Raw genomic sequence first — 18,693 nt, 5'->3', positions numbered from 1 at the left:
CAAAGCAAAAATAGCCCGCCGGCCCATATAGCGCCGGGGCAGCATAAAAAAAGCCCTGCCGGCAGGCAGGGCTTTTCAAACAAAGTGCAGGCCGAAACTACTCAGCCACCACGCGGAATTTCACCGTGTGCTTCACTTCCTTGTGCAGGTTGGCGGTAGCGGTGTAGTCGCCAGCAGCCGTAGGCTCCTGGTCGAACGACAAACGCTTGCGGTCAACGTCCACGCCCTTTGCTTTCAGAGCGTCAGCGAGCTGCAGGGTGGTCACGCGGCCAAAGATTTTGCCGCTCTCGCCCACCTTGGCCGGAATTTCCAGCACGGTTTCACCGATTTGGTCGGCAATGGCTTGGGCGTCACCTTTGATTTTGTCGGCTTTGTGAGCGGCTTGACGCACGTTCTCGGCCGTGATTTTCTTGTTGGTTTTGTCGGCCAGCATAGCCAGGCCCTGCGGCAGCAGGAAGTTACGACCGTAGCCCGATTTCACGGTCACGATGTCGTTCTTGTACCCGAGGCCCTTAACGTCGTCTTTGAGGATGATTTCCATGTCTTGCAGAAATTCTGAGTGTTGAGTGTTGAAGGTTGAGTTGGAAAATCCACGCTCAACCTTCAACACTCAACACTCAACATTCAAAATTTATTTCAGGGCGTCGGCTACGTACGGCATCAGGGCGAGGTGACGGGCTTTGGCGATAGCCTGGGTCACTTTGCGCTGGAATTTCAGGCTGGTGCCGGTGAGGCGGCGGGGCAGCACGCGGCCCTGCTCGTTCACAAACTTCAGCAGGAAGTTCGGGTCTTTGTAGTCCACGTATTTAATGCCGTTTTTCTTGAAGCGGCAGTATTTCTTGCGGTTGTCCTGGGGCTTATTGTTAGCCGACCGGTCGTTGTTGCGGTTGAATGCGGGAGATGCCATGTCGTTGCTAGGTTATTGGGCTACGGCTTCGGTTTCTTTGGCCGCCTTCTGCTGGTTCATTTCGCCGTTGCGGCGGCGGTTGTTGTACTCCACGGCGTGCTTATCGAGCACGGTCGTGAGGAAGCGGATAACCCGCTCGTCGCGGCGGAATGCCAGCTCCAGGGTATCTACTACATTGCCTTCACCCGTGAAGGTGACGCAGAAGTAGTAGCCGGTGCTCTTCTTTTGAATTGGGTACGCCAGCTTGCGCAGGCCCCAGGCTTCGGTGGATACAATGGCGGCGCTATTTTCCTTAAGCACCTGGGTGAACTTCTCGACCGTTTCTTGCACTTGGCTCTCGTTCAGCACGGGAGTCACAATGAAGACCGTCTCGTAATTTCTAACTTCCATTACGATGGTGGTGAATTGTGAATTGAAAAAATGAATTGGGGTGCAAATGTACTGACATTCCGTTACATTGCCAAGTATGCCTTGGAGGTATTTGCTATCGGCGCATCTTATTCCGACCCTTCTATATATTAGGTATGCCAACATTGTCCCCAGCACGGGCGCAGGTTGTCTCCATTCGGCATTAAGCCAGCATACACAGCGTCCGGCAGAAGAAAAAGTATCATCGCGAGCATAGCGCCTCGCTGATTTAACTATCCACAAGCATTTCAGGAAGATGCGGCAGTGCGCTATTTAGCATTATTCTAAATAAGCTTTAAGAGCTCGCGCTAGGGCCAAAAATGACTTCGTGCTTTTTGCCGCCTACGATTCCTGACCTACATTTGTGGCCTTGAAATGCCCCTAGCGTTTCGTTTTACCGTCTATTTCCCGTATGAATAGCCTTCGACTACGTTCGTTACCTCATCTGTTGCTGGCCCTCGTGCTCACGTTTGCCGGCGTTCAGCAGGCTTCGGCCCAAGCTGCCGACGTGAAAAAAGAAGGGGTTGCCCCCGGCGCCACCGCTGCTGCTACCCCGGCTACGGCCACGGCCCCCGCTGCAGGCGGTGGTGATGCCGCAGCTGTTGCCGCCGGCGATGCCCTCTTCAAAGGCAACTGCGCTCAGTGCCACGCTGTCAACGAGCAGGTAGTGGGCCCCGCCTTGGCCGGTATCACCAAGCGCCGCCCCGTTTCCTGGCTGATTCCGTGGATTAAGAACTCGAGCAAAGTAGTAGCCAGCGGCGACGAATACGCTGTAGCCCTTTTCAACAAGTTCAACAAGCAGCAGATGCCCTCGTTCGCCCTGTCGGACAAGGAGATTACCTCGATTCTGGCTTATGTGACTTCGCAGGAAGGCACAGCTACCGCTGCTACCGGCGGTGCAACTGCTGGTAACGCTGCTCAAGCCGATGGCAAAGCTGATGCTACTGGTGCCGAAGCAGGTGCTGGCAAGTACATGGACATTCTGCTAATTGTCCTCGTGGTGGTGCTGATTGTGCTGGTGGTGACGCTGGTTATCATTGGCAACCTGATGAAAGACGTGCTACGTGGCCGCAAAGACCTCGACGGCCGCGACATCGAGATTCTGGAGCAGCGCTTCGACTGGGGCAAGCTGTACCGCTCGCCCGTGCTGCGCGGCATTGTAGGAGCCGTTTTCGCCTTGGTTTTACTTTATGAAGGTGTGCAAAGCGTGATGGCTGTAGGTCTGACCCAGGGCTACCAGCCTACCCAGCCCATTGCTTTCTCGCACAAGCTGCACGCTGGCGAGCACCAGATTAACTGCGCCTACTGCCACACGTCGGTGTACAAGGCCAAGTCGGCCAACATTCCTTCGGCCAACATCTGCATGAACTGCCACTCGCAGATTAAGACGGAGTCGCCCGAAATCAAGAAAATCTACCGCGCCATCGAGCGCAAGCAGCCCATCCAGTGGGTGCGCGTGCACAACCTGCCCGACTTGGCTTACTTCAACCACTCGCAGCACACGCAGGTGGCCGGCCTCCAGTGCCAGACCTGCCACGGCCCCATCCAGAACATGGAAGTGGTGTACCAGTACTCGGCTCTCACCATGGGCTGGTGCATCAACTGCCACCGCGAGATGCCCCTCAACACGAAGGACAACAAGTACTACGACAACCTCGTGAAGCTGCACGACACCAAGAATGCCGGTGCTCCCTTCACTGTGTCGTCGAACGGCGGCACCGAGTGCTCGAAGTGCCACTACTAATAAATTGATTCTATTGTAGTCAATACTGGGTAGTCAGTATTGAGACTACTGCCCCTGATTACTGACTACCCAATACTGATTACTGATTACCATTTCAAATGAAGTACTGGAAAGGAATTGAGGAACTGGACAACACCCCGGAGTTCATGCAGTCGGCGTTCGCCGAGTTCATGCCGGTGAAGGAGAGCCACGAAAGCAAAGATGCGACGTCGGCCCCCCGTCGTGACTTCCTCAAACTAATGGGTTTTGGGGTGGCTGCTGCCACCTTGGCTTCGTGCGAGACGCCCGTCCGCAAAGCCATTCCTTACCTGAACAAGCCCGAGGAGATTGACCCGACGATTGCCAACTACTACGCTTCCACTTACTTCACCGGGGCTGATTACAACTCCGTACTGGTGAAGTCGCGCGAAGGTCGTCCTATCAAGCTTGAAGGCAACCCCGAGTCGCCCATCACCCGCGGTGGTTTGTCGGCCCGCGCGCAAGCCGCTGTGCTGAGCCTTTACGACGGTGGCCGCCTGCAGCACTTTGCTATCAAAGGCCAGAAGGCCGAGGTGAGCCAGGTAGACCAGGAAATCCGCACGAAGCTGGCCAGCACCACGGGCCGCATCGCCATCGTGTCGCCCACCATTATCAGCCCCAGCACGAAGAAGGCCATCGCCGAGTTCGCCAGCCGCTACCCTAACACCACGCACGTGATGTACGATGCGCAGTCGGCCAGCGCCCTGCTGCAAGCCAACGGTGGCGTGGTTCCCGGCTACGACTTTAGCCAAGCCACGGTGATTGTGAGCCTCGGTGCCGACTTCCTCGGCACCTGGATTTCGCCGGTTGAGTACGCTAAGCAGTACGTGGTAAACCGCAAGGTGAACTCGAGCAAGCGCACGATGTCGCGCCACTTCCAGTTCGAAACCAATATGTCGCTCACTGGCACCAACGCCGATGTGCGCGTTCCGGTGAAGCCCTCGGAAATGGGTGCCACCGCGCTGGCCCTGTACAATGCCGTAGTAAACGGTGCTGGCGCCGACCCGAAAACCAAACTAGGCATGGCCGCTGCCGAACTGAAAGCCGCTGGCCGCACCGGCCTCGTGGTATCGGGCTCGAATGACCCGGCCGTACAGACGCTGGTTACCGCCATCAACCAGTCGCTGGGCAACGCTGGTACCACCATCGGTACCGCCGCCAGCAACGTGCGCCAGGGCGACGATGCCCGCATGGCAGCGCTGGTAAATGATATGAACAGCGGCTCAGTGGGCGCCGTCATTTTCTACAACGCCAACCCGGTGTTCAACCACCCGCTGGGCGACAAGGTGAAGGCAGGCATTGCTAAAGTGCCGCTGACCATCTCGCTCAACGACCGTCTGGACGAAACCGGCAGCCTCTGCCAATACGCTGCTCCCGACAACCACTGGCTGGAGTCGTGGAACGACTTCGAGCCCAAAGCCGGCTACCTCAGTCTCGCTCAGCCCGTAATTACGCCACTTTTCACCACGCGTCAAGCGCAGGAAAGCTTGCTGAAATGGGCTGGCAACAATACTTCTTACTACAAATACCTGCGTGCTAACTGGCGCGGCATCACCCCAACTGATGCTGCCTGGGATAAGGCAGTGCACGATGGCGTATTGATGGGTACGGCCCTGCCCGCCGCCACGGCCCCCATCACGCCGGCCATGAGCCCGGCCGCTGCTGCCGCTCAAATCAGCGGCGCTCCGAAGCCGAACGGAATTGAGCTTGCGCTCTACGAGAAAGTAGGCATGAGCACTTCCGGCTGTGATGCCAACAACCCCTTCCTTCAAGAATTGCCCGACCCAGTTTCGAAAGCAACCTGGGGCAACTACGTGGCTGTGCCGCGTAGCATGGCTGTGGCTGATGCCAACAAATGGGAGCAAGGCGATGTACTGAAAATAACCGCCAACGGCCGCAGCATCGAACTGCCTGTGCTGATTCAGCCCGGCCAGGCTAATGGCACGGTGAGCATTGCCCTCGGCTACGGCCGCACGTTGGCCGGTAAGGCTGGTGATAAAGTAGGGGAGAACGCCGCTCCGCTGGCCATGACCAGCAACGGTATTCAGTACATGAACGTGGTGACCCTGGCCAAGACCGGCGCTACTTCGCCCATCGCCCAGACGCAGACGCACCAGACGTTGATGGACCGCCGCCCGGTGGTGCAGGAAAACACGCTGGCTAAGTACAAAGAGAACCCCAAGGAAGTAACCGAGTACGAAAAGATTGCTACGCCTGATGGGCTGGAAGCTCCAAACAAGGTTTCCTTGTGGCAGGACTACCAGTACAACAACCACCACTGGGGGATGGCCATCGACCTCAACTCGTGCATCGGCTGCGGCTCGTGCGTGATTGGTTGCCAGACCGAGAACAATGTGGCCGTAGTAGGCAAGCAGCAGGTAATTAACCGCCGCGAGATGCACTGGATGCGCATTGACCGCTACTACAGCTCCGACACGCACAAGGATTCGTTCGAAACCAAAGGCAAGCTGGATACCTACGCGGCTATGGAAGACCCTTCGGAGAACCCGCAGGTGATTCACCAGCCGATGATGTGCCAGCAGTGCAACCACGCTCCCTGCGAAACGGTGTGCCCGGTACTCGCTACCACGCACAGTTCAGAAGGTCTCAACCAGATGACTTACAACCGTTGCATTGGCACGCGCTACTGCGCCAACAACTGCCCGTATAAAGTGCGTCGTTTCAACTGGTTTTCGTACTACTCAAATGAGAAGTTCGAAATTGTGAACGGCCACATGTTCACCGACCTCGGTCGTATGGTGCTGAACCCAGACGTAACGGTTCGTGCCCGCGGTGTGATGGAGAAATGCTCGTTCTGCGTGCAGCGCATTCAGCTCGGTAAGCTCGAAGCCAAGAAGCAAAAGCGTCGTCCGAAAGACGGCGAGATTGTGACGGCCTGCGCCCAATCCTGCCCCACCGAAGCCATCGTATTTGGTGACATGAAGGACCCCAACAGCCGCATCAGCCAGCTGCTGAGCCGTGAAGACGGGGAACGCGCCTTCCACTCGCTCGACTCCATCAACGTGCAGCCGAACGTGACGTACCTGACGAAGATTCGCAACGCCGAGTCGGAGTTCTTCGCTAAAGAAAACGCTTAATTCTTACCATATATGCAGCACGTATCATCCTTACGCGAGCCGCTCGTAACCGGCGGTAAGACGTTACACGACGTCACGCAGGACATTTGCTATCAGGTAGAGGCCAAACCCAACCTGCGTTGGATGGCGGCCCTGAGCGTGGCCCTCTTCTTCCTCGGTGTATTCTTCTACTCGGTGTACCGCACCGTGTGGTACGGCATCGGCGAGTGGGGTCTGAACAAAACCGTTAACTGGGCCTGGGACATCACCAACTTCGTGTGGTGGGTAGGTATCGGCCACGCCGGTACGCTGATTTCGGCGGTACTGCTGCTATTCCGTCAGAAGTGGCGGAGCTCCATCAACCGCGCGGCCGAGGCTATGACCATCTTCGCCGTAATCTGCGCCGCCATGTTCCCGGTGTTGCACATGGGCCGCCCGTGGTTGGCTTTCTGGGTATTCCCGCTGCAAAATACGTTCGGTTCGCTGTGGGCCAACTTTAATTCGCCGCTGCTATGGGACGTATTCGCCATCTCGACCTACTTCACTGTGTCGCTGGTGTTCTGGTACATCGGTCTGATTCCCGACTTCGCTTCTATTCGTGACCGCGCAAAGGGCCCCATCGCCCGCTTTAGCTACTCCATGCTAAGCTTCGGCTGGAAAGGCTCGGCCAAAGCTTGGTCGCGCTACGAAACCGTTTCGCTGATTCTGGCCGGCGTTTCGACTCCGCTGGTACTCTCGGTACATACCATTGTGTCGATGGACTTTGCTACCTCGGTGGTACCAGGTTGGCACACCACCATCTTCCCGCCCTACTTCGTGGCAGGTGCTATCTTCTCTGGCTTCGCCATGGTACTCACACTGATGCTGATTACCCGTGTGGTGTTCCGCCTCGAAGACTACATCACGCTGGAGCACATCGCGTTGATGAACAAAATCATGATGGTAACCGGCTCCATCGTGGGTGTGGCTTACATCACGGAGTTCTTTATCGCCTGGTACTCGCAGGTAGAGTTTGAAGGTTATGCCTTCATCAACCGTGCTACCGGTCCTTACTGGTGGGCCTACTGGTCGATGATGACCTGCAACGTGATTACGCCGCAGCTGGTGTGGCTGCGCCGCGTGCGCTACAGCATCGGCCTCACCTTCGTGCTGTCCATCATCGTGAACATCGGGATGTGGTTCGAGCGCTTCGTAATCATCGTAACCTCGCTGCACCGCGACTACCTGCCGTCGAGCTGGGCCATGTTCTCGCCCTCTATCATCGACATCGGCCTGTACCTCGGCACGCTGGGCTTGTTCTTCACCTTGTTCCTGCTCTTCGCCAAGTTCTTCCCTGTGATTAACATGGCTGAAGTGAAAACCATCCTGAAGTACACTGGCGACAACGGCCCCACCTACAACCCCAAGGCCCACGCTGCGCACGCTCATCATCCGGCCACCCACGGGGCTCCGGCTTCGGCACCTGTAACCCACAACCAGCATGACTAAGCAATATGCCCTCGGCATCTTCGACGACGAAGATGTGCTGCTGCACGCCGTTGAAAACGTGCGCGCGGCAGGAGTGAAAATCTACGACGTGTTTTCGCCTTATCCGGTGCACGGCATCGACGATGCCCTCGGCATCGAACGCTCGCGCCTGCCCATCGCCGCCTTCTTTTTTGGCCTGACGGGTTTGTCGTTCGCACTGTGGATGCAGATTTACATGCTGGGTGTCGACTGGCCGATGATTATCGGTGGCAAGCCCCACATCAGCCTGCCGGCCTTCGTGCCCGTAGCCTTTGAGCTCACGGTATTCTTCACCTGTCACGGCATGGCCCTTACCTTCTTCACGATTACTGGTCTTTACCCGCGGTTTAAAGTGCCGGTAATGGACGTGCGCGCCACCGACGATAAGTTCGTGATGGCCATCGAATTGGATGAAACTGGCTCGCAGTTTTCTCGGCTGACTCAACTGTTGCGCGACAACGGCGCTTCGGAAGTCAACCAAAAAGAAATGACTAATAACTAATGACGCATCCGCTGAACCTAAGCCTGCGCGTTTCGGCGCTGCTGCTATCCCTGGGGCTGGCCACGACGGCCTGCACCCACGACGGAAACGACCCCGGCGTGGAATACGCCCCGGAGATGTACGAATCCATTCCGTACGAGCCTCTGCGCCAAACCAGCTTTAACACCGTCAATTCGTTTGGCATCAACGAGCGTACGCCCGCCAATGGCACCATCCCGCGCGGCAAGCTGAGCTACTACGACCACATTCCGAAGGACAGCGTTGGCATTGCCGAACGGGTGCTACGCAACCCGTTCCCCTATACCAAAGCCAACCTGGAAGAGGGAAAAGTTCTCTACACGCGCATTTGCTCGCACTGCCACGGTGAAGCTGGCGACGGCCAAGGTCCAGTGGGTGCTAAGTTTAAAGGTGTGCCGAACTACTCGGCTGGTGCTTATAAGACGATGAACGACGGCCACATTTACCACGTCATCCAATGGGGCCGCAACCGCATGATGCCCCACGGTTCCATCGTGAACCCGGAGGAACGTTGGAAAATCGCCATGTATGTGCGTGTGCTCCAGCGTGGTGAAGGTCCGGATGCGCTGAGCAAGCTAGTGGCTAGCGGCCCTGCAGGCACGGCCAGCGACTCGACGGAAATGACTGACAACCTCAACCAGCGTCCGGTAGGCCAGGCGCAGGCAGATAAAGCCTCCGAAACCCCTGGGCAAGGCGGCACTGTAGCGCCCAACGGCTCTGGCGTGACCCACATCCCCGGCAACAAATAACCTATGGCAACTCTGACGCACCACGAAAGCGCCACGGCTGAACAGCTCGTTGTTACGGATGGCGCCCGTAAAACTTTTTTCGCCATCATCGCGGCCGGCGTGTTGGTACTCATTCTTGGCATTCTGGCTCAGGTGATGGGCTGGGGAACTGAAGAACACGCCGCTGCTGCGCACGCAGCAGGTGGCCACGCAGCCGCCGGTCATGGCGCCGGACACGAGGAAGGCAGCTCGGTGTTGCTGAAGCGCATCATCGTCAGCCTGTGGCACAGCAATGTGTTCTTCCTCGGCGTTTCGACCATCGGCACAGTGTTTATGGCTATCAACTACGTAGCCTATGCCGGTTGGTCGGTAATGATTAAGCGCATAGCGGAAGCTCTCAGCGCCTGGATTATTCCTGGTGCGGTGATTATGCTGGTGGTTTTTCTGGTAGGCCGCCATGATATATTCCACTGGACCCATGAGGGCATCATGGATAAGATGATTAACGGCAAGCCCAATCCCGGCTACGACGAAATCATTGCTGGCAAGAGCGGTTTCCTCAACCTGCCGTTCTACATGATTCGCATGGTGGTGTACCTCGCCATTTGGGCCTTCTTCAGCTATAAGCTGCGTCAACTGTCGCTGGCCGAAGACCAGTTGGGCGGTACGGTTTGGTTCCACAAGAGCGTGAATGCCTCAGCACTGTTCCTCGTGTTGTACGCTGTGACGTCGTCAATGTCGGCCTGGGACTGGGTAATGTCGGTTGACACGCACTGGTTCAGCACGATGTTCGGCTGGTACGTTTTCGCTTCGTGGTGGGTATCTGGCATCTCGGCCATCGCCCTCACGGCCATCTTCTTGAAACAAGCTGGCTACCTGCGCGCTTTGTCTACCAACCATCTTCATGACTTGGGCAAGCTGATGTTCGGCTTCAGCATCTTCTGGACCTATGTATGGTTTGCGCAGTTCATGTTGATATGGTACGCCAACCTGCCTGAAGAAGCTGTGTACTTCAACCAGCGCTTGGGCGGCTACGAAGGCCGTTACACTGGTATGTTCTACTTCAACATCCTCATCAACTTCGTATTCCCCTTCCTTGGCCTGATGACTCGTGATGCCAAGCGCCAGATGATTATCATGAAAATCGTCTGCATTGCCATCTTGGTAGGCCACTGGTCGGACTTCTATTTAATGTTCATGCCAGCAACTTTGCGCGGCGAAAATGGGTTCTTAATTGAAATTGGCATCGCCGCCATCTTCTTGGGTGCCTTCCTGATTCTGTTCACGCGCCGTTTAGCTTCGGCTTCGCTCGTGCCTGTGAATCACCCCTTCTTGGACGAAAGTATTCACCACACCACCTAAGGTTAGATTTTAGTGTACAGTATTAAGTAGTCGGTTTCGGCCGGCGCTTTCGCACATTTCTTAATACTTACTGCTCAGTACTTACTATTAAAACTCAATGACTGCTCTGACCATTTTGCTGGTGTTGGTGTTGCTGTTGGTCGTGTTCGGCCTGCTGTTTCGCCTGCAGATTCTGACTTCTATTTTCTCGGGTACTTTCACCCGTGATATAGGTATGAGCAATAGCGTTAACGCTATTTTGTTCATCGTGTTCCTTGTATTCGGTGGCGCTTGGTTCGCTTATTCCTTTGTTGAAAACTTCGACAAGATGAATCCGGCCATTGCCTCAGTGCATGGCCACCAAATGGAACGCATGTTCTGGACGACGATGGCGGTAATTGGTGTGGCCTTTGTTATCACCCAGATATTGTTGTTTGGCTACTCGTATAAGTACCAGCACAAAGAAGGCCGTCGGGCATACTTCTTCGCCCATAACAACAAAATCGAGGTTATCTGGACGATTATTCCGGCTATTGTAATGGCCGCCCTGATTTTTGCTGGTTGGAAAGCGTGGACGCGCATCACTGGTCCGGCTCCGAAGAATTCGGTGGTTGTAGAGGTAATGGGCAAACAGTTTAACTGGTTGGTGCGCTACCCAGGCCGCGACATGAAATTGGGCGTGATAAACTACCGCATGATTGACGCAGTGAACGAGTGGGGCTTTGACCTGAGCGATAAGTCGGCCCTCGATGACTTCACGACTAACGAAATCCACGTGCCCAAGGGCGTGCCGGTGCTAATTAAGATTCGTTCGCGCGACGTGCTGCACGCCGTATATATGCCGAACTTCCGCGTACAGATGTACGCCGTGCCTGGTATGCCGACTCGCTTCTGGTTTACCCCTACGTTGTCGACTGACGAGATGCGCGCCAAACTGGGCAACCCCAAGTTTAACTACGAACTAGCTTGCAATCAGTTGTGTGGCGGTAGCCACTTCGCCATGAAAGCCACAGTGATTGTAGATGAGCCTGACGATTATCAGAACTGGTACGCTTCGCAACAGTCTTTCTCGGCTAAAAACCCGGATGTGCTGGCTGCTTTCCAACAGAAAGCCAAAACATTGGCCCAGCCGGTAGCCGCTGAGCCTGAAGCGAAAGAAGTTGCTCCGGCTCCTCTGGCTTCCGCTTCTTACTAACAACTTTTTAAGGTATCCTGCTATGTCAGACATGACACCTAAGCCCAATCTTTCGCCTAGCGTTGAAGCGAAAGGCGGCATTGGTACCGCCCCGGTGCCGAGCACCGAGCACGGCGACCACCTGCTTCACGACGACCATGACCACGAGCACCATGACCAACATTGGCTGTGGAAGTACGTGTTCAGCCAAGACCACAAACAGATTGCCAAACAATTCCTGATTACGGGTATGTTCTGGGCCATTCTGGGCGGTACGCTGTCCAGCTTGTTCCGCTTGCAATTGGGTTGGCCTGAGAGTTCGTTGCAGTGGCTGACGCCTTTCCTGGGCCACTGGATTCAGGCTGGTAAGCTCAATCCTGAGTTCTACTTGGCACTAGTTACCATGCACGGCACTATCATGGTGTTCTTCGTGCTCACGGCCGGTCTATCGGGTACGTTCTCGAACTTCCTGATTCCGCTGCAGCTTGGAGCGCGCGACATGGCTTCGGGTTTCATGAACATGCTTTCGTACTGGTTCTTCTTCCTGTCGAGCGTGGTGATGTTCTCGTCGCTGTTCATCGAAACCGGCCCTGCCGCTGCGGGCTGGACTATCTATCCGCCGCTGAGCGCCCTGCCGCAAGCTATTCCGGGTTCCGGTACTGGTATGACCATGTGGCTGATGTCGATGGCACTGTTCATTGTATCGCAGCTGCTGGGTGGAGTGAACTACGTGACGACGGTTATCAACTTGCGTACCCGCGGCATGAGCATGAGCAAAATGCCCCTTACCATTTGGGCATTCTTCCTGACGGCTATCCTCGGTATCCTGTCGTTCCCGGTTCTGTTCTCGGCCGCGCTGCTGCTGATTTTTGACCGTTCGTTTGGCACCTCGTTCTTCCTGTCGGATATCTATATTGCTGGGCAGGCGCTGAGCAACCAAGGTGGTTCGCCGGTACTGTTCCAGCACTTATTCTGGTTCCTGGGTCACCCGGAGGTGTACATCGTGATTATGCCGGCCATGGGCATGGTGTCGGAAATCCTGTCGACCAATGCTCGCAAGCCCATCTTCGGCTACCGCGCCATGATTGGCTCGCTGATTGGCATTTCGCTGCTGTCGTTTGTGGTGTGGGCTCACCACATGTTCGTGACGGGCATGAACCCCTTCCTGGGTTCGGTCTTCATGTTCCTGACGCTGATTATCGCTGTGCCTTCGGGCGTGAAGGTTTTCAACTGGCTGGCCACGCTATGGCGCGGTAACATCCGCTTTACGGCCGCTATGCTTTTCTCCATTGGCTTTGTGTCGCTGTTTATCTCGGGTGGTCTGACGGGTATCATCCTCGGCAATGCTACGCTCGATATTCAGATGCACAATACCTACTTCGTGGTAGCTCACTTCCACTTGGTAATGGGTAGTTCGGCTTTCTTCGGCTTGTTTGCCGGAGTTTACCACTGGTTCCCGAAGATGTTCGGCCGCATGATGGACGAGAAGCTGGGCTACATTCACTTCTGGCTGACTTTCATTGGTGTGTACTTGGTATTCATGCCGATGCACTATGTAGGCATCGCCGGTTTCCCCCGCCGTTACTACGCTTGGACAGGCTTTGATTCCTTCTCGCAATTTGCTGACATGAACAAGTTCATCTCAATTGCGGCAATCCTCGCCTTCCTTGCTCAGTTCATTTTCATCTTCAATTTCTTCTACAGTATTTTCCGCGGCCGTCGGGCTAGTCAGAATCCTTGGAACTCGACCACGCTGGAGTGGACGACGCCCGTCGAGCCCGGCCACGGCAACTGGCCCGGTGAAATTCCCGCCGTGTACCGCTGGCCCTACGACTACAGCAAGCCCGGTTCGGATGTGGATTTCATTCCGCAGCACATTCCGTACTCGCAAACGCAGTCGTCGAACCTGCCTTACGAACAAGAACTGGCCGACTAGTTTGACAGAGTTGATAAAGTCCCGAAGCGGGCCGCCTGACCGGCGGCCCGCTTTTTTTCTGCTAACTGCTAATTGTTTAACGCAATGAATAGCTTGATTATGAATCCGGCTGAGCGACGGTTCCGTTTTGTCGGGCTGCTGACCGTAGTGGCCGTTTATCTGCTGATTCTGGTAGGAGGAGTTGTGCGTAGCACGGGCAGTGGCATGGGATGTCCGGATTGGCCTAAATGCTTTGGGAGCTGGGTGCCCCCGACCAAAGCCAGCGAGTTGCCGGCTAACTATAAAGAGGTTTACACCGCGCAGCGCGTTGCTAAAAATCAAAAGTTGGCCCGCACGCTTCAGCGCTTAGGATTTGCTCAGGTAGCGGGCAGCATTTTTGCGCACCCCACGCAATATGTTGAGACCGATTTCAATGCCGTGAAAACGTGGATTGAGTACGTAAACCGTTTGCTCGGCGCATTAATTGGTATTTTTGTTTTCCTGACGGTATTGTTTGCATGGCCTTATTGGCGACGCGACCGGATGATTTTCTGGCTGGCTTTGGCGTCGTTCCTGCTAACCGGCATACAGGGTTATCTGGGCTCGTTGGTCGTATCGACTAACTTATTGCCTGTTATGGTGACGGTACACATGGCACTGGCACTGCTAATTGTGGCTATGTTGCTGTATGCAGTCGACCGGGCTCGGTGGGGTAGGAGAGGGGCCGCGATTGATGGTGCCGTGCCTAGAGAAGCAGCCATTCATGCACAAGCCGTAGTGGCTGGCACGAAACCGAGCTTGGCCATCCAATTGTGGCTGTGGGCCGCACTGGCGCTTACCTTCTGGCAAATTATGCTTGGTACCCAGGTGAGGGAGCAAATTGATGTTGTATCGGCAGCTGCTGGCTATGCGGGGCGCGAAAACTGGGTTTCCCAAGTGGGCAGCATATTCAGCATTCACCGCACGGTATCAGCCGCAGTGCTGCTGCTGAACATTTACGTGGCCTATGAACTATGGCAGTGGGGCAATCAGCGGCTGCAACGGTTAGTAACAGCCATCTTAGCGATGATTGGTCTGGAAATCGTGGCGGGCATTGTCCTTGCATCGTTCGCCTTCCCAGCAGCGGTGCAACCGGTGCACCTGACGTTGGCAACGGTCCTGTTTGGCTTTCAGTTTTTGACGCTGCTTGCCGTGGCACGGGCTCGGAAAGTTCCGGAAACTATTGAGACGTCGGATGCCGCCCGACGTGTTGTTGCGTAACTTTGCGGCCCGTTTGGCTTGCATCCGTTTTTAGGAGCCAAGCTGGCGAATTCATTATTCGAGGTATTGATGGTTAAGGCCCGCGCCTATTTTCAGCTGCTCAAGTTCCGGCTTTCGCTTACAGTGGCGTTTTCCAGCGCAATTGGCTACCTGCTGGGTGCGCGCGAGTTTAGCTGGAACCTGGCCTTGCTGGTGATGCTCGGCGGTTTGCTTGTGACGGGCTCGGCTAACATCATCAATCAGGTTCACGAACGCGAGCTTGATAAGATGATGACCCGCACGGCCAAGCGCCCGCTGCCTTTGGGTATCATCTCGCCTGCTGAAGCTTGGGTGTTTTGCATACTCTTGGGCGTAGCCGGGCTGGGGCTGTTGGCTTATGTATTCAACCCACTCACGGCTGCTTTGTCGCTGCTGTCGCTCATTCTCTATGGGTTCATCTACACGCCGCTCAAAACGATTTCACCGGTTTGCGTGGCCGTAGGCGCCATACCCGGCGGACTGCCGCCGCTCATTGGTTGGGTGGCAGCAACGGGCTACATCGGTGTGGAGGCATGGGTGCTGTTCGGCATACAATTCATGTGGCAGTTTCCGCACTTCTGGGCCATTGCCTGGGTGGCGGATGAGGATTATAAGCGGGCGGGTTTCAAAATGCTGCCCTCGCCGGGCAACCGCGACATTCGCACGGCCTTCCAAATCATGACTTACACCATGCTGCTGATTCCGCTTAGCCTGCTGCCGCTGGAATTCAACATTTCCGGCCGCGTTTCGGCGCTGGTGGCAGTGGTATGCGGCGTGCTGTTTCTGCTGCTCACCATACAACTAATGCGCACCCGCTCGCGCAAGGCAGCGCTGCGCATCATGTTCGCTTCTTTTTTATACCTGCCCATCGTTCAAATTGCGCTGGTGCTGGACAAAATCTGATAAAAAATGGTTATTAGTTAGCAGCTGACCGAGAGAGCTCAACGAATGGTTTTTCACCACTTTGCGCTATAAGCTGGCTGCCGACAACTCATTTTCATCATTAACGATTTTATGAATCCACGTCCCGAAATTTTATCCGAAAAAGAAGTCGGTTTGGGTTGGCACCCGAAGCGTGTGCTGCTCATTCTGCTCATCTTTAGCATCATCATGATGTTTGCGGCCTTCACTAGCGGCTACATTGTGCGGCGCGACGAAGGCAACTGGCGCGAATTTGACTTGCCAGCTTCGCTGCTCGTCAATTCCATTCTGATTGCACTGAGTAGCGCGAGCATGCAATGGGCCTATTTCTCAGCGCGTAAAGACGAAATAAGTCGACTGAAAACCGGGCTTATCATCACGCTGGTACTGGGTGTAGCATTCCTGATAGGCCAGTTCCGCAGCTTTGGCGATTTGGTGGCTGGCAATACCTATTTTGGCGGGGCCGACGCCAATCCCTCTGGTTCATTCGTATACGTGCTCATGGGCGTGCACGCTTTTCACTTGGTGACGGGGCTTATTTTTCTGGCGGTAGTGCTGCGCCGGGCCCTTAATTATCAGGTGCATTCGCGTGCCCTGCTCTCCATTGGCAACGCTACCCTGTACTGGCACTTCTTGGGCGGCCTTTGGCTGTACCTGTATTTGTTCTTACTTTTGAACCACTAAAACGACGTTTACGCTGTCCGCTATGGCCCATTCGACCACTTTGCAGTCACCCGCTGCTGCTGCTACCCACGACGCTCCACGCACCGGCAACTGGGATGGCGGCAACGAACCCTTCAAGGCGAGCTACGGCAAGCTGATGATGTGGTTTTTCCTGCTGTCTGATGCTTTCACCTTCGCTGCCTTCCTCACCACTTATGGCATGATTCGCCACAAGCACGAGGTATTCACCGGCGAAGCCAAGGATTTCTTCTTCAGCACGCGGTGGTGGCCCATTCCGGACCACGTTTTCAACGCCTTCCCCGGCATGGGTGAGGCCAACGTGCCCCTGGGCTTCGTGGCTTTGATGACCATGATTCTCATTCTGAGCTCTGTGACGATGGTACTGGCTGTAGAAGCCGGCCACCGCATGGACAAGAAAGACGTGCAGAAGTGGCTGCTGTGGACCATTCTGTTCGGCAGCACCTTTTTGCTGAGCCAGGCTTGGGAGTGGTCGCACTTTATCCACGGCCACGCCGAGCCCACCATCATGGCTGATGGCACGAAGCTCTACGGCGCCAACCTGCACATGAACCAGTACGGCCCGGTGCTCTTCGCCGACCTGTTCTTCTTTATCACCGGTTTCCACGGCACACACGTATTCTCGGGCGTCTGCCTGCTGGTGTGGTGCTTCATCGCCACCACCAATGGCACTTTTGAAAAGCGCGGCCACTACGAGATGATTGAGAAAATCGGCCTCTACTGGCACTTTGTAGACTTGGTGTGGGTGTTCGTATTCACCTTCTTCTACCTCGTTTAATTCGAGTGTTGAATGCTGAATGTTGAGTGCTGAGTTTCAAATTCAGCCCACATTCAACCCTTAACCCTCAACATTCAAAACTAAAAAAATGGCTTCCCACGCAACTACTGAGCACACGCTCGCTCCCGGCGAAATTGCTAAGCCGAACACCGGCTGGATTTGGAAAACCTTCTTCGTGTTGGTTGGCATCACGGCCATCGAATTCGTATTCGTTTTCCTGATGCACCCGAGCACGCTGCGGAATAGCATTTTCATCATCCTCACCATCTTCAAGGCGTTCTTCATCGTGGCTGAGTTCATGCACTTGAAGCATGAAACGAAGGGCCTGATTTGGACCATCCTCATTCCGCTGGCCTTGCTGGTATGGCTGCTGGTGGCGTTGATTACGGAAGGCTCGTTCATCGGCGAAGTCCTGCAAAACATGTTTAAATAGCCGATGCGGCCCCGCCAAACCCTGTTGTTGGGGCTGCTGCTATTGCTGCCGGTACTGGCTTTTCTGTTCCTGTTCAGCTTCGGCAAAAACCGTTACGCGCTGCCCACTTACCTGCCCGACCGCGTGGATTCCACGCAGGTCGGCGGGGAGTGGCGGCGCGATACTGTTTTCCACCAAGTCATGCCGTTTCAGTTGGTGGCTTCCACCGGGCGGCCGGTGAGCAGCCAGGAACTGGGCCAGGGCTTGTACATCGCGCAGTTTTTTGCTGATGATGCGGCCAGCACCCGAGTGGCCCGGCAGCTGCTGCGGGTGCAGGAGAAATTCCGGCACGAGCCCCGGGTCAAACTGGTCACCTTTGTATTGAATGGGGACGTGGCCAATGCTGCCAGCCTCTCAAAGCTGGCCGAGCAGTACGGCACCATCGCCGGTAAGTGGTTTTTCCTCGGCGGGCCTGCCGACACGCTGCAGCACCTAGCGCGGCAGGAGTTTCGCCTTACGTCTGACCCCAAACGCCTGCCAGGCGCAGTATACACCGCTAACATCCCGGCGGGCCGCTTGTTGTTAGTTGACAAGCAACGCCGCGTGCGCGGTATCTACGACGGCAACGATGGCCGCGAAATAGACCGACTACTCACGGAAATTACCGTGCAGCTTTACGATTATGAGCACCCCCACTGAGCAATTGCACCCCCCGGTGCTAGAACCCGGCGACTATACGCGCTACAAAATTATTCTCGGCACGCTGGGCGCGGTGGTGCCGCTGCTCGTAGCGGTGCTGTATTATTTCCCCGAGACCTTCCGCATTCCCGGCGCGCAGGTAAAGTTTTTGCCTGCTCTCAACGCTGTGCTCAATTCGCTGACAGCGGTGTGCCTGCTGGCCGGCTATTACTTCATCCGGCAGAAAGACGTGCTGAAGCACCGCGCCATGATGGGCACGGCCTTCGCGCTGGGGGCGCTATTTCTGCTGTCGTACGTGGCATATCATTCGCAGGTAGCCAGCACGCATTTTGGCGGAGTGGGCATCATTCGCGGCGTGTATTTTTTCCTGCTGCTAACGCACATCAGCTTGGCGGTGGTGACGGTGGCACTGGTGCTGTTCACGCTCTACTTCGCCCTGACCGGGCAGTATACCAAGCACAAATCCATTGCGCGGTGGACGTTTCCGGTGTGGCTGTACGTATCAGTGACGGGCGTTATCGTTTACTTCATGATTTCGCCTTATTACATCTAAAGTTAGAGTTGG

The 18,693-nt window shown here is 55.5% G+C and carries 18 protein-coding genes; 15 read left to right on the top strand and 3 right to left on the bottom strand.

The annotated features are described in order from the left end of the window. Nucleotides 1–97 precede the first annotated feature (97 nt). The 3 genes from rplI to rpsF all read right to left on the bottom strand — a co-directional run bounded on the left by rplI (nucleotide 98) and on the right by rpsF (nucleotide 1,297). Entirely contained in the window at nucleotides 98–541 is a 444-nt protein-coding gene (rplI, locus tag MTP16_RS23075; protein WP_243514542.1) for a 50S ribosomal protein L9, read from the bottom strand. 90 nt (nucleotides 542–631) lie between these two features. Next, the gene (gene rpsR / locus MTP16_RS23070; protein ID WP_241934763.1) at nucleotides 632–907 is read right to left on the bottom strand and encodes a 30S ribosomal protein S18; all 276 of its coding nucleotides are present in this window, start codon (nucleotides 905–907) and stop codon (nucleotides 632–634) included. A 12-nt stretch (nucleotides 908–919) separates the two neighbouring features. Then, a complete protein-coding gene (gene rpsF, locus MTP16_RS23065) occupies nucleotides 920–1,297 on the bottom strand; it encodes a 30S ribosomal protein S6 (protein ID WP_196286488.1) in 378 nt (125 codons plus the stop codon). Between the two features lie 430 nt (nucleotides 1,298–1,727). Between rpsF and MTP16_RS23060 the strand changes: the two genes are divergently transcribed. The 15 genes from MTP16_RS23060 to MTP16_RS22990 all read left to right on the top strand — a co-directional run bounded on the left by MTP16_RS23060 (nucleotide 1,728) and on the right by MTP16_RS22990 (nucleotide 18,681). Beyond that, on the top strand, nucleotides 1,728–3,059 hold the full coding sequence (locus tag MTP16_RS23060) for a cytochrome c3 family protein (protein ID WP_243514539.1): 1,332 nt from the start codon (nucleotides 1,728–1,730) through the stop codon (nucleotides 3,057–3,059). A 98-nt stretch (nucleotides 3,060–3,157) separates the two neighbouring features. Beyond that, complete coding sequence (locus tag MTP16_RS23055) at nucleotides 3,158–6,175, top strand: TAT-variant-translocated molybdopterin oxidoreductase (protein ID WP_243514536.1); 3,018 nt, start codon at nucleotides 3,158–3,160, stop codon at nucleotides 6,173–6,175. 12 nt (nucleotides 6,176–6,187) lie between these two features. After that, entirely contained in the window at nucleotides 6,188–7,642 is a 1,455-nt protein-coding gene (gene nrfD, locus MTP16_RS23050) for an NrfD/PsrC family molybdoenzyme membrane anchor subunit (protein ID WP_196286491.1), read from the top strand. Next, a complete protein-coding gene (locus MTP16_RS23045) occupies nucleotides 7,635–8,162 on the top strand; it encodes a DUF3341 domain-containing protein (protein ID WP_243514534.1) in 528 nt (175 codons plus the stop codon). Before nrfD ends, MTP16_RS23045 begins: the two co-directional genes overlap by 8 nt. Continuing rightward, on the top strand, nucleotides 8,162–8,929 hold the full coding sequence (locus MTP16_RS23040) for a c-type cytochrome (RefSeq protein WP_243514532.1): 768 nt from the start codon (nucleotides 8,162–8,164) through the stop codon (nucleotides 8,927–8,929). The genes MTP16_RS23045 and MTP16_RS23040 overlap by 1 nt, the downstream gene beginning before the upstream one ends. Before the next feature lie 3 nt (nucleotides 8,930–8,932). Then, nucleotides 8,933–10,270: a quinol:cytochrome C oxidoreductase gene (locus MTP16_RS23035; RefSeq protein ID WP_243514530.1), complete on the top strand. Its 1,338-nt coding sequence runs from the start codon at nucleotides 8,933–8,935 to the stop codon at nucleotides 10,268–10,270. Nucleotides 10,271–10,367: 97 nt separating this feature from the next. Beyond that, complete coding sequence (locus MTP16_RS23030; RefSeq protein WP_243514528.1) at nucleotides 10,368–11,444, top strand: cytochrome c oxidase subunit II; 1,077 nt, start codon at nucleotides 10,368–10,370, stop codon at nucleotides 11,442–11,444. Between the two features lie 31 nt (nucleotides 11,445–11,475). Further along, nucleotides 11,476–13,359: a cytochrome c oxidase subunit I gene (locus MTP16_RS23025; RefSeq protein ID WP_243514527.1), complete on the top strand. Its 1,884-nt coding sequence runs from the start codon at nucleotides 11,476–11,478 to the stop codon at nucleotides 13,357–13,359. Between the two features lie 84 nt (nucleotides 13,360–13,443). Further along, a complete protein-coding gene (locus tag MTP16_RS23020) occupies nucleotides 13,444–14,598 on the top strand; it encodes a COX15/CtaA family protein (protein ID WP_243514526.1) in 1,155 nt (384 codons plus the stop codon). A 69-nt stretch (nucleotides 14,599–14,667) separates the two neighbouring features. Continuing rightward, entirely contained in the window at nucleotides 14,668–15,519 is an 852-nt protein-coding gene (gene cyoE, locus MTP16_RS23015) for a heme o synthase (protein ID WP_243514524.1), read from the top strand. A gap of 111 nt (nucleotides 15,520–15,630) precedes the next feature. Then, nucleotides 15,631–16,221 carry a cytochrome c oxidase subunit 3 gene (locus MTP16_RS23010; RefSeq protein ID WP_243514523.1) on the top strand — a complete coding sequence of 197 codons (591 nt, stop codon included), beginning with the start codon at nucleotides 15,631–15,633 and terminating at the stop codon, nucleotides 16,219–16,221. Between the two features lie 22 nt (nucleotides 16,222–16,243). After that, nucleotides 16,244–17,017, top strand: coding sequence for a cytochrome c oxidase subunit 3 (locus tag MTP16_RS23005; protein ID WP_243514522.1), 774 nt, complete (start codon nucleotides 16,244–16,246; stop codon nucleotides 17,015–17,017). Nucleotides 17,018–17,105: 88 nt separating this feature from the next. Continuing rightward, nucleotides 17,106–17,450, top strand: coding sequence for a cytochrome C oxidase subunit IV family protein (locus tag MTP16_RS23000; RefSeq protein WP_243514521.1), 345 nt, complete (start codon nucleotides 17,106–17,108; stop codon nucleotides 17,448–17,450). A gap of 3 nt (nucleotides 17,451–17,453) precedes the next feature. After that, on the top strand, nucleotides 17,454–18,128 hold the full coding sequence (locus MTP16_RS22995) for an SCO family protein (protein ID WP_243514519.1): 675 nt from the start codon (nucleotides 17,454–17,456) through the stop codon (nucleotides 18,126–18,128). Beyond that, nucleotides 18,112–18,681 carry a DUF420 domain-containing protein gene (locus MTP16_RS22990; RefSeq protein WP_243514517.1) on the top strand — a complete coding sequence of 190 codons (570 nt, stop codon included), beginning with the start codon at nucleotides 18,112–18,114 and terminating at the stop codon, nucleotides 18,679–18,681. Before MTP16_RS22995 ends, MTP16_RS22990 begins: the two co-directional genes overlap by 17 nt. The last annotated feature ends 12 nt before the right edge of the window (nucleotides 18,682–18,693 follow it).

The sequence above is a fragment of the Hymenobacter monticola genome, assembly GCF_022811645.1.
In the GTDB taxonomy this organism is placed as follows: domain Bacteria; phylum Bacteroidota; class Bacteroidia; order Cytophagales; family Hymenobacteraceae; genus Hymenobacter; species Hymenobacter monticola.
The sequence above is the reverse complement of the archived record's forward strand: the minus strand, read 5'-3'. Positions and strand labels throughout refer to the sequence as shown.

Coding starts and splice junctions, on each gene's coding strand:
- rplI (WP_243514542.1), bottom strand. CDS start 541: ATGGAAATCATCCTCAAAGACGACGTTAAGGGCCTCGGGTACAAGAAC.
- rpsR (WP_241934763.1), bottom strand. CDS start 907: ATGGCATCTCCCGCATTCAACCGCAACAACGACCGGTCGGCTAACAAT.
- rpsF (WP_196286488.1), bottom strand. CDS start 1,297: ATGGAAGTTAGAAATTACGAGACGGTCTTCATTGTGACTCCCGTGCTG.
- MTP16_RS23060 (WP_243514539.1), top strand. CDS start 1,728: ATGAATAGCCTTCGACTACGTTCGTTACCTCATCTGTTGCTGGCCCTC.
- MTP16_RS23055 (WP_243514536.1), top strand. CDS start 3,158: ATGAAGTACTGGAAAGGAATTGAGGAACTGGACAACACCCCGGAGTTC.
- nrfD (WP_196286491.1), top strand. CDS start 6,188: ATGCAGCACGTATCATCCTTACGCGAGCCGCTCGTAACCGGCGGTAAG.
- MTP16_RS23045 (WP_243514534.1), top strand. CDS start 7,635: ATGACTAAGCAATATGCCCTCGGCATCTTCGACGACGAAGATGTGCTG.
- MTP16_RS23040 (WP_243514532.1), top strand. CDS start 8,162: ATGACGCATCCGCTGAACCTAAGCCTGCGCGTTTCGGCGCTGCTGCTA.
- MTP16_RS23035 (WP_243514530.1), top strand. CDS start 8,933: ATGGCAACTCTGACGCACCACGAAAGCGCCACGGCTGAACAGCTCGTT.
- MTP16_RS23030 (WP_243514528.1), top strand. CDS start 10,368: ATGACTGCTCTGACCATTTTGCTGGTGTTGGTGTTGCTGTTGGTCGTG.
- MTP16_RS23025 (WP_243514527.1), top strand. CDS start 11,476: ATGACACCTAAGCCCAATCTTTCGCCTAGCGTTGAAGCGAAAGGCGGC.
- MTP16_RS23020 (WP_243514526.1), top strand. CDS start 13,444: ATGAATAGCTTGATTATGAATCCGGCTGAGCGACGGTTCCGTTTTGTC.
- cyoE (WP_243514524.1), top strand. CDS start 14,668: ATGGTTAAGGCCCGCGCCTATTTTCAGCTGCTCAAGTTCCGGCTTTCG.
- MTP16_RS23010 (WP_243514523.1), top strand. CDS start 15,631: ATGAATCCACGTCCCGAAATTTTATCCGAAAAAGAAGTCGGTTTGGGT.
- MTP16_RS23005 (WP_243514522.1), top strand. CDS start 16,244: ATGGCCCATTCGACCACTTTGCAGTCACCCGCTGCTGCTGCTACCCAC.
- MTP16_RS23000 (WP_243514521.1), top strand. CDS start 17,106: ATGGCTTCCCACGCAACTACTGAGCACACGCTCGCTCCCGGCGAAATT.
- MTP16_RS22995 (WP_243514519.1), top strand. CDS start 17,454: ATGCGGCCCCGCCAAACCCTGTTGTTGGGGCTGCTGCTATTGCTGCCG.
- MTP16_RS22990 (WP_243514517.1), top strand. CDS start 18,112: ATGAGCACCCCCACTGAGCAATTGCACCCCCCGGTGCTAGAACCCGGC.